Source organism: Sediminivirga luteola (assembly GCF_014639315.1).
Taxonomy (GTDB): Bacteria; Actinomycetota; Actinomycetes; order Actinomycetales; family Brevibacteriaceae; genus Sediminivirga; species Sediminivirga luteola.
In genome coordinates, this window is sequence record NZ_BMFY01000015.1 from 72,188 (window position 1) to 87,219 (window position 15,032).

Annotated in this window: 8 protein-coding genes; 4 read left to right on the forward strand and 4 right to left on the reverse strand. The window is 68.8% G+C overall.

From position 1 onward, the window contains the following. Window positions 1-17: 17 nt before the first annotated feature. The 3 genes from IEW13_RS14700 (at window position 18) to IEW13_RS14710 (ending at window position 8,916) form a co-directional block, all read left to right on the forward strand. Entirely contained in the window at window positions 18-1,124 is a 1,107-nt protein-coding gene (locus IEW13_RS14700) for a pirin family protein (protein ID WP_229745207.1), read from the forward strand. Window positions 1,125-1,477: 353 nt separating this feature from the next. Then, a complete protein-coding gene (rpoB, locus tag IEW13_RS14705) occupies window positions 1,478-4,957 on the forward strand; it encodes a DNA-directed RNA polymerase subunit beta (protein ID WP_188551679.1) in 3,480 nt (1,159 codons plus the stop codon). An 83-nt stretch (window positions 4,958-5,040) separates the two neighbouring features. Next, window positions 5,041-8,916, forward strand: a complete 3,876-nt coding sequence (locus tag IEW13_RS14710) for a DNA-directed RNA polymerase subunit beta' (RefSeq protein ID WP_188551680.1) — start codon at window positions 5,041-5,043, stop codon at window positions 8,914-8,916. Between the two features lie 489 nt (window positions 8,917-9,405). On the opposite strand, the gene IEW13_RS14715 is transcribed toward IEW13_RS14710, so the two are convergent. The 4 genes from IEW13_RS14715 to IEW13_RS14730 all read right to left on the reverse strand — a co-directional run bounded on the left by IEW13_RS14715 (window position 9,406) and on the right by IEW13_RS14730 (window position 13,382). Continuing rightward, window positions 9,406-10,431, reverse strand: coding sequence for a 6-phosphofructokinase (locus IEW13_RS14715; protein WP_188551681.1), 1,026 nt, complete (start codon window positions 10,429-10,431; stop codon window positions 9,406-9,408). A gap of 89 nt (window positions 10,432-10,520) precedes the next feature. Next, window positions 10,521-11,276, reverse strand: coding sequence for a DUF1707 SHOCT-like domain-containing protein (locus IEW13_RS14720; RefSeq protein ID WP_188551682.1), 756 nt, complete (start codon window positions 11,274-11,276; stop codon window positions 10,521-10,523). Window positions 11,277-11,396: 120 nt separating this feature from the next. Next, the gene (locus IEW13_RS14725) at window positions 11,397-12,863 is read right to left on the reverse strand and encodes a catalase (protein WP_188551683.1); all 1,467 of its coding nucleotides are present in this window, start codon (window positions 12,861-12,863) and stop codon (window positions 11,397-11,399) included. A gap of 57 nt (window positions 12,864-12,920) precedes the next feature. After that, the gene (locus IEW13_RS14730; RefSeq protein WP_188551684.1) at window positions 12,921-13,382 is read right to left on the reverse strand and encodes a Fur family transcriptional regulator; all 462 of its coding nucleotides are present in this window, start codon (window positions 13,380-13,382) and stop codon (window positions 12,921-12,923) included. A 343-nt stretch (window positions 13,383-13,725) separates the two neighbouring features. Here IEW13_RS14730 and IEW13_RS14735 point away from each other — a divergent pair, with 343 nt between their 5' ends. Further along, entirely contained in the window at window positions 13,726-14,985 is a 1,260-nt protein-coding gene (locus IEW13_RS14735; RefSeq protein ID WP_188551716.1) for a M20 family metallopeptidase, read from the forward strand. Window positions 14,986-15,032: the final 47 nt, after the last annotated feature.

Sequence of the window (15,032 nt, forward strand, 5' to 3'; positions counted from 1 at the left end):
ACCGGTGAGGAGACGCCGTGACGAATCCCGAAGCCCGCCCCGCCGAGGTAGAGTGCGCGCCCGCCTCCTGCGCCGAGTCGATCGAGGTCCTCACTCCCCGGGACGTCCCGCTCGGCGGGCCGCGCGCCATGACGGTCCGGCGGACCCTGCCCCAGCGGCAGCGCTCGCTGATCGGTCCCTGGTGCTTCATCGACCATTTCGGTCCCGACGACGTCGCCGCGACCGGCGGCATGCAGGTGCCGCGGCACCCGCACACCGGCCTGGCCACCGTCACCCTCCTGGTGGAGGGGAACATCGAGCACATCGATTCGACCGGTTTCGCGAATGTGGTCCGCCCGGGCGAGGTCAATCTGATGATCGCCGGACGGGGCATCTCGCACTCGGAGTTCTCCGCCGACGGGACGCGCACGCTGCACGGCGTGCAGCTGTGGTACGCGCTGCCGGACGCGTTGCGCCACGGGATGCCGCAGTCGCAGCATTTCATCGCCGAGCCGGTGGGCGTGCCCGGTGGAACGGTGCTGACCTACCTGGGCTCGTTCGCCGGGCGTGCCGCGCCGATCGACACACGGGTACCGGCTCTGGCGGCGGAAGTGCGGATCGACGCCGGCGCCGAGCTGGCTCTGGACCTCGACCCGGAGTACGAGCACGGGCTGCTGCTGGACTCCGGGACGCTGGAACTGAGCGCCGCCGATGCCGTGCGGCAGCTCGGCCGCGATGAGCTCGGCTATCTGCCCGCGGGTCCGTCCCGGCTGCTGCTCCGTGCCGGCGACGCCCCCGCGCGGGCGATCCTCATCGGCGGCAGGCCCTTCGGCGAGCGCATCGTCATGTGGTGGAACTTCATCGGCCGCTCGCATGAGGAGATCGTCGCCTACCGGCGTGCCTGGCAATCCGAGATCGGCAAGGACGATGCCGGCGCCGGCGCGGCGACGGGCTCCGGCGGCGATGACGGGAAGGCCCCTCCGGCTCAGGGCTCTGGTGCAGCCGCGGGCGGGGAGGACGCCGGTGGCGTGAGCGCGGTGGAGGACGCCGGCTCCGGCCGGCGCTTCGGCACGTTCCCGCCCGGGACGCCGGCGCCTTTGCCCGCCCCGGTCCTTCCAGAGGTCCGGCTGAGGCCGCGCGACTGACCCCGTGGCAGGACGACCGCCGCCGCTCAGACCGTCCTGGCCCGTCCTAGCCGCGATATGGCCGAAACAGTCGCGTCGACCGTGAATATCTGGGCAACGCGGCCTGGTCAGATCAACCAGCCGCCGAACGGGGCGGCAAGGCCCGTGGGACTGCGGTCCACGGTTCCTGGTGCTGGTGCTGGCGCGGGCCGGGGGAGCGCGGCATCCCGGCGTGCCTTGCGGGGAGAGCCGGGGCGCGCTAGACTGTATCTTTGCGTTGTAATGTGCCTGTTCGTGCCTTCATATGGCGGTGGGTCGAATAATTCCGAGGCCAGCAACGATCGAATCGAAGCAGAATCATCGGAAGGATCCCATTGGCTGCCGCGAGCCCAAACGAGAAGTCCTCTCACCTGCCCGAGCGAATTTCCTTCGCCAAGATCCATGAACCGCTTGAAGTACCGAACCTGCTGGGCCTCCAGACCGACAGCTTCGACTGGCTGATCGGCAACGAACGCTGGCAGGACCGCGTCATCGAGGCCACCGAGCGTGGCGACGACTCCGTTCCCACCACCTCCGGCCTGGAGGACATCTTCGAGGAGATCTCCCCGATCGAGGATTTCTCCGGCGCGATGTCCCTCTCGTTCCGCGAGCATCGCTTCGAGGCGCCCAAGTACTCGATCGACGAGTGCAAGGAGCGTGACATCACCTACTCGGCTCCGCTGTACGTCACGGCCGAGTTCATGAACAACAACACCGGCGAGATCAAGTCGCAGACGGTGTTCATGGGTGAGTTCCCGCTGATGACGGACAAGGGCACGTTCATCATCAACGGCACCGAGCGCGTCGTCGTGTCCCAGCTGGTCCGCTCTCCGGGCGCCTACTTCGAGCGCACCCCGGACAAGACGTCCGACAAGGACATCTACACCGCCAAGATCATCCCCTCCCGCGGTGCCTGGCTGGAGCTGGAGATCGACAAGCGCGACTTCGTCGGCGTGCGCCTGGACCGCAAGCGCAAGCAGTCCGTGACCGTGCTGCTCAAGGCGCTCGGCTGGACCGGCGAGCAGATCCTGGAGGAGTTCGGCGAGTTCGAGTCCGTCCGCGAGACCATGGAGAAGGACTCGGCCCACACCCAGGAGGAGGCGCTGCTCGACATCTACCGCAAGCTGCGCCCGGGCGAGCCGCCGACGGTCGATGCCGCCAAGAACCTGCTGGACAACCTGTACTTCAACCCGAAGCGCTACGACCTGGCGAAGGTGGGCCGCTACAAGGTCAACCGGAAGCTCGGCATCGACGTGCCGCTCAGCGACTCCGTGCTCTCCACCGAGGACATCGTCGCCGCGATCCGCTACATCGTGCACCTGCACGCCGGCCGGGAGACCGTCGCCGGGGTGCGTGAGGGCGAGCCGGCGGAGATCCGCGTGGCCGTGGACGACATCGACCACTTCGGCAACCGCCGCATCCGCGCGGTCGGCGAGCTGATCGAGAACCAGATCCGCACCGGCCTGTCCCGCATGGAGCGGGTCGTCCGCGAGCGGATGACCACGCAGGACGTCGAGGCGATCACGCCGCAGACCCTGATCAACATCCGTCCCGTCGTGGCGGCGATCAAGGAGTTCTTCGGCACCTCGCAGCTGTCGCAGTTCATGGATCAGAACAACCCGCTCGCGGGCCTGACCCACAAGCGGCGCCTGTCCGCGCTGGGCCCCGGCGGCCTGTCCCGCGACCGCGCGGGCATGGAAGTCCGCGACGTGCACCCCTCCCACTACGGCCGGATGTGCCCCATCGAGACCCCCGAAGGCCCGAACATCGGCCTGATCGGCTCGCTGGCGTCGTTCGCGCGGATCAACTCCTTCGGCTTCATCGAGACGCCGTACCGCAAGGTCGTGAACGGCAAGGTCACCGATGAGACCCAGTACCTCACCGCCGATGAGGAGCTGGAGTTCAACATCGCCCAGGCCAACGCGCCGCTCACCGACGACCAGGTGTTCGAGGAGGACCTGGTGCTGGCCCGCCCCAAGGGCGGCGGCGGCGAGGCCGAGCTGATCCACGCCAGCGAGATCGACTTCATGGACGTCTCCGCCCGGCAGATGGTGTCGGTGGCCACCGCGCTGATCCCGTTCCTGGAGCACGACGACGCCAACCGCGCGCTGATGGGCGCGAACATGCAGCGGCAGGCCGTGCCGCTGGTGAAGTCCGAGTCGCCCTACGTCGGCACCGGCATGGAATACCGTGCCGCCGTCGATGCCGGCGATGTGGTCATCGCGCAGAAGTCCGGCGTGGTCACCCAGGTCTCCGCGGATCAGGTCACCGTGCAGAACGACGACGGGACCTACACCGCCTACAAGGTGGCGAAGTTCCACCGGTCGAACCACGGCACCTCCTACAACCAGCGCGTGCTGGTCAACGAGGGCGACCGCCTGGAGGCCGGCTGGGTGATCGCCGACGGTCCCGCCACCGAGAACGGCGAGATGGCGCTCGGCAAGAACCTGCTCGTGGCGTTCATGTCCTGGGAGGGCTACAACTTCGAGGACGCCATCATCCTGTCCCAGCGCCTGGTGCAGGACGACGTGCTCTCGTCGATCCACATCGAGGAGCACGAGGTCGACGCCCGTGACACCAAGCTGGGCGCCGAGGAGATCACCCGGGACATCCCGAACATCTCCCCGGACGCGCTGGCGGACCTGGACGAGCGCGGCATCATCCGCATCGGCGCCGAGGTCTCCGACGGCGACATCCTGGTCGGTAAGGTCACACCGAAGGGCGAGACCGAGCTGACCCCGGAGGAGCGCCTGCTGCGCGCGATCTTCGGCGAGAAGTCCCGCGAGGTCCGCGACACCTCCCTGAAAGTGCCGCACGGCGAGCGCGGCACCGTCATCGGCGTCCGGGTCTTCGACCGCGAGGACGACGACGAGCTGGCGCCCGGCGTGAACCAGCTGGTGCGGGTCTACGTGGCACAGAAGCGCAAGATCACGGTGGGCGACAAGATGGCCGGCCGCCACGGCAACAAGGGCGTCATCTCGAAGATCCTCCCGGTGGAGGACATGCCGTTCCTGGAGGACGGCACCCCCGTCGACGTGATCCTGAACCCGCACGGCGTGCCCCGGCGGATGAACATCGGCCAGGTCTTCGAGCTGCACCTGGGCTGGATCGCCAAGCAGGGCTGGAAGATCGAGGGCAATCCGGAGTGGGCGGCCGAGCTGCCCGAGGCCGCCCGCGAGGCGGAGCCGGGCTCCAAGGTGGCCACGCCGGTGTTCGACGGCGCCCACGAGGAAGAACTGCGCGGTCTGCTCGACTCCACGCTGCCGAACCGTGACGGCGACCGGCTGATCGACTCCACCGGCAAGGCGCGGCTGTTCGACGGACGCTCCGGCGAGCCGTTCCCGTACCCGATCTCGGTCGGCTACATGTACATGCTCAAGCTGCACCACCTGGTCGACGACAAGATCCACGCACGGTCCACCGGTCCGTACTCGATGATCACGCAGCAGCCGCTGGGCGGTAAGGCCCAGTTCGGCGGCCAGCGCTTCGGCGAGATGGAGGTGTGGGCGCTGGAGGCGTACGGCGCCGCCTACACCCTGCAGGAGCTGCTGACCATCAAGTCCGACGACATCCCGGGCCGCGTGAAGGTCTACGAGGCGATCGTCAAGGGCGAGAACGTGCCGGATCCGGGCATTCCGGAGTCCTTCAAGGTGCTGATCAAGGAGATGCAGTCCCTCTGCCTGAACGTGGAGGTGCTCTCCTCGGACGGCTCCAACATCGAGATGCGCGATGCGGACGAGGAAGTGTTCCGGGCCGCTGAAGAGCTCGGCATCGATCTGTCCCGCCGCGAGGCGAACACCGTCGAAGAGGTCTGACGAGGAGCGCACGCTTTTCGTTTCAGACCCCTACCACTACCGATCACTGACGAGACTGACAGTCAGGAAAGAGAAGGATCTACGTGCTCGACGTTAATTTCTTTGACGAGCTGCGCATCGGCCTCGCGAACGCCGACGACATCCGCCGCTGGTCCCACGGCGAGGTGAAGAAGCCCGAGACGATCAACTACCGCACGCTCAAGCCGGAGAAGGACGGCCTGTTCTGCGAGAAGATCTTCGGCCCCACCAGGGACTGGGAGTGCTACTGCGGCAAGTACAAGCGGGTCCGCTTCAAGGGCATCATCTGTGAGCGCTGCGGCGTGGAGGTCACCCGCGCCAAGGTGCGCCGTGAGCGGATGGGCCACATCGAGCTGGCCGCGCCCGTGACGCACATCTGGTACTTCAAGGGCGTGCCGTCCCGGCTGGGCTACTTGCTGGATCTGGCGCCGAAGGACCTGGAGAAGGTCATCTACTTCGCCGCCTACATGATCACCTCGGTGGACGAGGATTCCCGCCACCGCGATCTGCCGACGCTGCAGAACCAGATCGATCTGGAGAAGAAGCAGCTGATCGATCGCCGGGACGTGGACCTCGACCGGCGCGCCAAGAAGCTCGAGGAGGACCTGTCCGCGCTCGAGAAGGACGGCGCCACGGCAGCGGCGAAGAAGAAGCTCAAGGACACCGCCGAGCGGGAGATGGCGAATCTGCGCAAGCGCGCGGACGCCGACATCGACCGCCTGGAGACCGTCTGGGACCGGTTCAAGAACCTCAAGGTCTCCGATCTCGAAGGCGATGAGACCCTCTACCGCGAACTGGTGGAGCGGTTCGGCATCTACTTCGAGGGCTCGATGGGTGCCGAGGCGATTCAGAAGCGCCTGGCGAACTTCGACCTGGAGGCCGAGGCGGAGAAGCTGCGTGAGCTCATCCGCACCGGCAAGGGCCAGCGGAAGACCCGTGCGCTCAAGCGCCTGAAGGTCGTCAACGCGTTCCTGACCACGAGCAACTCCCCGCAGGGCATGGTGCTCGACGCGGTTCCGGTGATCCCGCCGGAGCTGCGCCCGATGGTGCAGCTGGACGGCGGCCGCTTCGCGACCTCCGATCTGAACGACCTCTACCGCCGGGTGATCAACCGGAACAACCGCCTCAAGCGGCTGCTCGACCTGGGGGCCCCGGAGATCATCGTCAACAACGAGAAGCGGATGCTCCAGGAGGCCGTGGACTCGCTGTTCGACAACGGCCGCCGCGGCCGCCCGGTCACGGGTCCCGGCAACCGCCCGCTGAAGTCGCTCTCCGACATGCTCAAGGGCAAGCAGGGCCGGTTCCGCCAGAACCTGCTGGGCAAGCGCGTCGACTACTCCGGCCGTTCGGTCATCGTGGTCGGCCCGCAGCTGAAGCTGCACCAGTGCGGTCTGCCCAAGGACATGGCGCTGGAGCTGTTCAAGCCCTTCGTGATGAAGCGGCTCGTGGACCTCAACCATGCCCAGAACATCAAGTCCGCCAAGCGGATGGTCGAGCGCAAGCACGCCCAGGTGTGGGACGTCCTCGAAGAGGTCATCACCGAGCACCCGGTGCTGCTGAACCGCGCGCCCACCCTGCACCGCCTGGGCATCCAGGCCTTCGAGCCGCAGCTCGTCGAGGGTAAGGCCGTGCAGATCCACCCGCTGGTGTGCTCCGCGTTCAACGCGGACTTCGACGGTGACCAGATGGCGGTGCACCTGCCGCTGTCGGCGGAGGCCCAGGCCGAGGCGCGCATCCTGATGCTGTCCTCGAACAACATCCTCAAGCCCTCCGACGGCCGCCCCGTGACCATGCCCAGCCAGGACATGATCATCGGCCTGTACCACCTGACCTCCATCCGTGAGGGCTCCGCGGGCGAGGGCGAGTCGTTCTCCTCCGTGGCCGAGGCCATCATGGCCTTCGATCGCGGGCAGCTGGACCTCGGCGCGCGGATCACCCTGCGCGTGGACGACATCGTCCCGGGTCCGGACCACGAGGTGCCCGAGGACTGGGAGCCGGGTCAGCCGCTGCTGATCCAGACCACCCTCGGCCGGGCGCTGTTCAACGAGACGCTGCCGGAGGATTACCCGTACGTCGAGGTCACGATGGACAAGAAGCAGCTCTCGTCCATCGTGAACGACCTCGCCGAGCGGTACCCGAAGGTCATCGTGGCGAACACCCTGGACAACTTCAAGGAGCACGGCTTCCACTGGGCCACCCGATCGGGTGTCACGGTCGCGATGTCCGACATCGTCTCCCCGGCCAGCAAGCACGAGATGCTGCAAGCCGCGGAGAAGGAGACCGCCAGCATCCAGGAGCAGTTCGACCTGGGTGCGCTCACCGACGAGGAGCGCCGTTCCGAGCTGATCAAGCTCTGGACCCAGACCACCGACGACGTCGCCGAGGCGATGCAGGGGAACTTCCCGACCGAGAACTCGGTTCTGCGGCTGGTCAACTCGGGTGCGTCCGGTAACTGGATGCAGGTGCGTCAGCTGGCCGGTATGCGCGGTCTGGTGACCAACCCGAAGGGCGAGATCATCCCGCGGCCGATCAAGTCGAACTACCGTGAGGGCCTCTCCGTCCTGGAGTACTTCATCGCCTCGCACGGCGCCCGTAAGGGCCTGGCGGACACCGCGCTGAGGACCGCGGACTCCGGCTACCTGACTCGTCGTCTGGTGGACGTGTCCCAGGACGTCATCGTGCGCAACGCCTCGACCGACTCCAATAAGGGCATCGTGCTGCCGGTCGCCCAGGAGCTGCCGGACGGCACCCTGGTCCCGCACGAGCACGTCGAGACCAGCGTCCACGGCCGCCTGACGGTGTCCGATGTGGTGGACGCCGACGGCGAGGTGATCGTCCCGGCCAAGAGCGACGTCAACACCGAGGTCGTGGCCAAGCTGATCGCCGCCGGCATCAAGGAGATCAAGGTCCACTCGGTCCTGACCGCCGACACCGACGCGGAGATCTCCGCCGTGCACTACGGCCGCTCCCTGGCCACCGGCAATCTGGTGGACATCGGCGAGGCCGTTGGCACCGTCGCGGCGCAGTCCATCGGCGAGCCGGGCACGCAGCTGACCATGCGGACCTTCCACGCCGGTGGCGTGGCCTCCGCCGGCGGTGACATCACCCAGGGTCTGCCGCGTGTCACGGAGCTCTTCGAGGCGCGTACCCCCAAGGGCTTCGCGCCGATCGCGGAGGCCTCCGGCAAGATCAAGATCGACGACTCCCGCAAGTCCCGCTACGTGATCGTCGTTCCCGACGACGGCTCCGAGGAGATCGAGCACCCGGTCGCACGCCGCGCCCGGCTGCTGGTCGAGGAGGGGCAGCACGTGGAAGCCGGCGACCAGCTGGTGCAGGGCGCCGTCGATCCGAAGCAGGTCCTGCGGATCAAGGGCCGCCGCGCCGTGGAGCGCTTCCTGGTGGACGAGGTGCAGAACGTGTACCGCAGCCAGGGCGTGGCCATCCACGACAAGCACATCGAGGTCATCGTGCGGCAGATGCTGCGCCGGGTCACCGTCATCGAGGCGGGCGACACGGATCTGCTGCCCGGTGAGCTGGTCAACCGCTCCCGCTACTTCGCCGAGAACAAGCGGGTGCTGGCCGAGGGCGGCCGTCCGGCCCAGGGCCGCGACGAGCTGATGGGTATCACCAAGGCGTCGCTGGCCACGGAGTCCTGGCTGTCCGCGGCCTCCTTCCAGGAGACCACCCGCGTCCTGACGGAGGCGGCGATGGAGGGCAAGTCGGATCCGCTCAACGGTCTCAAGGAGAACGTGATCCTCGGTAAGCTCATCCCCGCCGGCACCGGCCTGCAGCGGTTCCGCGATCTGATCGTGGAGCCGACCGAGGAGGCCAAGGCGGAGATGTTCAACGCCACCTACGGCGATCTGGGCTACGGCGTCGGCAGCGACGTCGGGACCGCGATCCCGCTGGAGGAGTACGACTTCGGCGATTTCCGCGCCTGAGCGCTCCTGCGATGCCGCCGGTGCTGCCCCTTCACGGGCGCGGCACCGGCGGCATCGCCGTTTTACGCCCTGGCCGGCGCAGGTGCGCTTTGACCGGCCTGGACATCATGCCCCGGGGCGGTCACGCCACAGGCAGAGACGAAAGACAGCACGAAGGGCCGGTACCCGGTGACGGGTACCGGCCCTTCGTGCTGTCTAGCCGTGGTCCATCGAGGTCCCGGGCTGGCCGGTGCGGCCCTGACCGGCAAGCGCCGTCCTGAGCGATACGAGGCGAGAGCTGTGAAGACCCCGCCCCGCGGAAGCCCGCTGGCGACCATTCGTCAAAGCCCGTCGGCGCGCGTCGTCCAGGGAGCCCGAAGCAGGAAGGGACGTCAGACCAGGAGATCTCAGGTACTGCGGATCACCGCACCGGAGGCCGAGGTCCCGGACCCGGCCGCATGAAAAGGCGCGGGGTGCCCGGGGGATTTCAGCCGGAGGGAACCCGGCCGCTCAGCCGAGCAGGATCTGCGCTTCCTCCCAGCGCTCCAGCGGGACCTTCTTCAGGCCCTCGGTGGCGGCGGAGAGCTCGACCAGTTCGATGCGGGTCCCGCGGAGGGAGACCATCTTGCCGTATTCGCCGGTGAGCGCGGCATCGGCGGCGGCCATGCCCAGCCGGGTGGAGAGCACCCGGTCGTAGGCGGTGGGGGAGCCGCCGCGCTGCAGGTGGCCCAGCGTGGTGGCGCGGGTCTCGATGCCGGTGCGCTCCTCGATCACCGGTGCGAGCATCTCGCCGATGCCGCCCAGGCGGGCCCGCCCGTGCTTGTCCAGGCCGCGGTCGGCCACGGGGGTGTCGTCCTCGCCGGCGACGGTGAAGCCCTCGGCCACCACGACGATGGGCGCGCGGCCGCGGTCCGCAGCGGAGGTGACCCAGGCGCAGATCTGCTCGTAGCTCTGCGGGAACTCGGGGATGAGGATGGCGTGCGCACCGCCGGCCATGCCGGAGTGCAGCGCGATCCAGCCGACGTGCCGCCCCATCACCTCCACCACCATGCAGCGGTGGTGTGACTCCGCGGTGGTGCGCAGCCGGTCGATCGCCTCGGTGGCGATGGCGGCGGCGGTGTCGAAGCCGAACGTGTAGTCGGTGCCGTCCAGGTCGTTGTCGATCGTCTTGGGCACGCCGACGATGTTGATGCCCTCGCCCGCCAGGCGGGCGGCGCCGGCCAGGGTCCCCTCGCCGCCGATGGCGACCAGGGCGTCGATGCCGCGGCGTTCCATCACCTCGCGCATCCGGGCGGGCCCGCCGCCGGAATAGGGATGGGTCCGCGAGGTGCCCAGGATCGTGCCACCCCGCCCGGAGAGGCCCCGGACATCGGTGACGTGCAGCGGATGGACATCGTCTTCAAGGAGGCCGCGCCAGCCGTCGCGGACCCCGGTGAACGACGCGCCATAGGCACGGATGCCCTTGCGCACGACGCCGCGGATCACGGCGTTCAGGCCGGGGCAGTCACCGCCGGAGGTGAGGATTCCGATGTTCACGCTTCGCTCCTGTCGGTTCGCACGTCTTCAATGGGGTGGGTAAGTCCGTTCCTCACCCGGCCGGGCGGGCGCAGGCGACGCCGCCCGCCTCAGCGGGGCTGTACGGAGATGGTGTGCCCGGCCATGAGGGAGAACCCCTTCAAGACTAGTCTGCCCTGCTCGCCCGGCTGCGTCTCGTCTTCGGTGGACCGGCGGCTGATGTCGTTGCCGGCCATGAGATTCACCGACTGGTCGTCCACCCGCACCGAATCGGTGATCTTGAACTCATTCCCGGCCATCATATTGACCGTCTTGTCCACGATCTCCACGCCGGGCGGCACGATGATCTCGTTGCCGGCCCACATCGCGAAGCAGAGCACCTCGAACTCGACGCCCGGGCCCAGGACGGAGCGCAGATCAAGCGTGTCCCCGCCCATCAGCGCGAGCGAGTTCACCGCGGGCGTGCCCGGTGCGACGACGACCTCGGAGCCGCTGAGCACGGCCACCCGGAGCCGCGCGTCCCCGTCCTGCCGGACCGGCGGCTGCACTGGAGGACGCGGCACCAGGGCCTGGCCGTCCTTGCCGGCGGCCCGGCCGCCCCTGCGTCCTGGTGCAATGCCGGAGAGGCGCTCGAGTTCGGGCACCAGGGCCGCGCCCTCGGGCAGATCGTCGATCAGCGCGGGCAGCTCGGCCACGTACCGGGCGGCCAGCGCGGCGCTCTGGCGCTCATCAAGCTCTTCCGGGGTGAGCCGTCCCGCTGCATGGGCGTCGGAGAGCACCGTGAGCACCTTCTCACGTTCGGTGTCCCCGGCGCGCAGCCCCCGCGGCCGGGGGGCCGGGGGCTGGTCGGCGTCGTCTTCGCGCATGCCCACGAGTCTAACCGTTCGGACTTCGCCGGCAGGCCGGTCCCGGACAACGCGAAGGGCCGCCCGGAGCGTTCCCTCCGGGCGGCCCTCGGTGCGGGCCACCGTGAAGACCCCGGCGGCTTAGGCGGCCTGCGCCTGCGCCCCGCGGACGACGTTCTCCACGCGGGCGCCGAGATCGGCGTCCACGTTCTTCCAGTACTCGAACGCCTTCACCAGGATCGGTTCCGTGACGCCGCCGAGCAGGTGGCCGGCGATGTTGCCCACCAGCCGGTCGCGTGCGGCGTCGTCCAGGACCTCCCGGACGAGGGTGCCGGCCTGGCCGAAATCGTCATCGGCGGCGCGCAGGGTGTACGCCTGCCGGACGAACTCGCTGTCGGTGGTCCAGGCATCCGTCTCGGTGACCCGGGAGGCATCGGCGTGCGGGCCGCCGTAGCTGTTGGGCGCGTAGACCGGGCGGTCCTTGGGGTAGTTCTGGTACCGCATGGGACCGGCCTGGCTGTAGGAGTGCACGTCCACCTTCGGGGCGTTGACCGGAAGCTGCGCGTAGTTCGGCCCGATCCGGTACCGGTGGGTGTCCGCGTAGGCGAAGACGCGGCCCAGGAGCATCTTGTCCGGGGACAGCCCGATGCCCGGCACCAGCGTGGACGGGGAGAACGCGGCCTGCTCGATCTCGGCGAAGAAGTCTTGCGGGTTCCGGTTCAGCTCCAGGGTGCCGACCTCGATCAGGGGGTAGTCCCGCTGCGACCAGACCTTGGTCAGGTCGAAGGGGTTGAAGCGGTACTCACGCGCCTCGTCGTACGGCATGATCTGCACCTTCAGGGTCCACCGGGGGAAGTTCCCGCCCTCGATGGCCTCCCAGAGGTCCTTGCGGTGGTAGTCCGCGTCGATGCCGGCCATCGCATCGGCGTCCTCCTGGGTGAAGAAGTCGATGCCCTGCTCCGTCTTGAAGTGGTACTTCACCCAGAAACGCTCGCCGGCGGCGTTGATCCACTGGTACGTGTGGGAGCCGAAGCCGTCCATGTGCCGGTAGGTCTTCGGGATGCCCCGGTCGCCCATCAGCCAGGTCACCTGGTGCGCCGACGCCGGCACCTGGGTCCAGAAGTCCCATTGGATGTTGTGGTCACGCAGGCCGTTGTCGCTGCGTCGCTTCTGCGAGTGGATGAAGTCCGGGAACTGGATGGGGTCCCGGATGAAGAACACCGGGGTGTTGTTGCCCACCAGGTCGTAGTTGCCCTCTTCGGTGTAGAACTTACACGCGAAACCGCGGGGATCGCGCCAGGTGTCTGGGGAGCCCTGCTCGCCCGCCACGGTGGAGAACCGCAGCAGCGTCTCGGTGGTGGCGCCGGGCTGGAACACCGCGGCCCGGGTGTACTTGCTCACGTCCTGAGTGACCGTGAAGGTGCCGAACGCTCCGGAGCCCTTGGCGTGCACCACCCGCTCGGGCACGCGCTCGCGGTTGAAATGGGCGAGCTTCTCGATCAGGTAGTGGTCCTGCAGCAGGATCGGGCCATTGGGACCGACGGTCAGCGAATGCTGGTCGCTGCCGGCCGGGGCGCCGAAGTCGTTCGTCGTGTATGGCTGTGCCATGGTGACTCCTTCGTGCTTGCTGTGCGGATGTGGTGCCGCCGGCGCGCGGGACGGGCCTTAAGCGACCTGCCCCGCCTGCCGGCATTCCGGGCACACGCCCTGGAAGACGACGATCGCCTCCTCGATCAGGAAGCCGTGCAGAGCTTCCGCGGGGGCACCGAGGGAGACGTCGAGGCAGTGCGCGGGGCCCTCGACGTGCGCAACGTCGATGACCTTGCGACACGAGGTGCAGCTGAGGTGATGGTGGCCGTCGTGACGGTGCAGCTCGAAGCACGCCGCGGGCTCTCCGGGGATGTCGAGCCGGCGGACCAGCCCGGCTTCCTGGAGGGCGTGCAGCACGTCGTACACCGTCTGCGTCGACACCGTGCCCAGGCGGGACCGGACGGCGGCGGCGATCGCCTCGGCGCCGGGGTGGTCCGGCAGGCCCGCGAGGGCCTCCAGCACCGCGATGCGCGGGGCGGTCACCCGGAGTCCGGCTTGCCGCAGTGCGGCGACGGGTTCGGTCACCATCGTGCTCATGACCCCATCATCGCAAGTTTTCTGGAATCATTCAAGTTCTGTAACGCACCCAGGTTGCGGGACGTGCGACCGGTCGCGAGATGCGCGTTCCCGGGATATGTGACGTCCGTTACACGATCGTGATGCAGGGTGCCTTGCCGCCGCGTAGGCTCCTGCCATGTCCATCGACGCACCCTCGCATCCAGTTCCCGACCCGGACCCCGACCGCGGCGCCGCAGCGGATCCCAGCCGGGAGGTCGACGCTGGCCTGGGCGCCGACCTTCCCCACGGTCCGCCTCAAAACCCACCGGCTCCCGACGACGCGTACCTGCGTGAGATCGCCCGCGCCACCGAGACGCGCGCCATGGCCGCGACGCCGCTGGAATCGCCGTTCCGGGGCGCTCCCGCCGCGCACCTGGACGCCGTCGCGGCTGAAGTGGAGGGTCTCCGGGACGAGCTCGCCGCGCTGTCGCAGCAGATTCACGCTTATGCCGAGACGGCGTTCGAGGAGCGCCGCTCCGCCGCCGCGATCGTCGCACTGCTGCGCGCGCACGGCGTCGATGCCGAACTGGGCGCCGGCGGCGTGGACACCGCGATCCGCGCGGAGACCGGGGGAGAGCAGGGCGGCAGGACGATCGGGATCCTCGGCGAGTACGACGCCCTGCCAGGGATCGGCCACGCCTGCGGCCACAACGTGATCGCCGCCGGCGGCGTCGGCGCGTTCCTCGCGCTCGTGGAACTCGGCCGCGGCGGGCTCGACCTGCCCGGCCGCGTGGTCTTCTACGGCACCCCCGCCGAGGAGGGGCACACCGGCAAGGAGGTGATGGCCCGGGCCGGTGCCTTCGCGGAGCTGGACGCCGCCATCATGCTGCACGGTTACGGCTACGACTGCGCCGATCAGGTGTGGCTGGGCCGCAGGCTGCTCGACGTCACGTTCACTGGGGTGCCGGCGCACGCCTCGGCGCAGCCGTTCATGGGCCGCAACGCCCTCGACGCCGCCAGCCTGATGTACCAGGGCATCGGGCTGCTGCGGCAGCAGATGCCGCCCGTCGACCGGATCCACGCCGTCATCGCCGAAGGCGGGACCAGGCCCTCCATCATCACCGAGCGCTCCCGGCTCGAGCTCTATCTGCGCTCGGCGCACCCCCGGACGTTGCGCGACCTCTCCGCGCGCGTCGCCGAGATCGCCCGCGGCGCCGCCCTCATGACCGGCACGCAGGTGCGGCTGGAATGGGACCGGCATCCGGCCAGCCTGCCCGTGCGGACGAATCAGCCGCTCGCCGCCCGCTGGTCCGGTCATCAGCGCCGCCGCGGCCGGACGCCTCTGCCAGGCGGCGTGCTGGATCCGTCGATCGCGGCCTCGACGGATTTCGGCAATATCAGCTACCGCATCCCCGGGATTCACCCGCTGCTGAAGATCGCCGGCCCCGATGTCGCACTGCACACGCGCGAGTTCGCCGAGGCAGCCGCCTCCCCGGCGGCCGTGCAGGGCGTCCTCGACGGTGCCTATGGGCTGGCCGGCACCGCATTGGACTACCTTAGCGACGACGCTCTCGCCGAAGCCGTGCACGACGAGTTCGCCGCCGCGGGAGGCGCCGTCGACGTCGCCGGCTACTTCGGCTGACACCCGCGCTCGCATACCCCGGGCACGCGTCCCCTTCGACCCCCGAG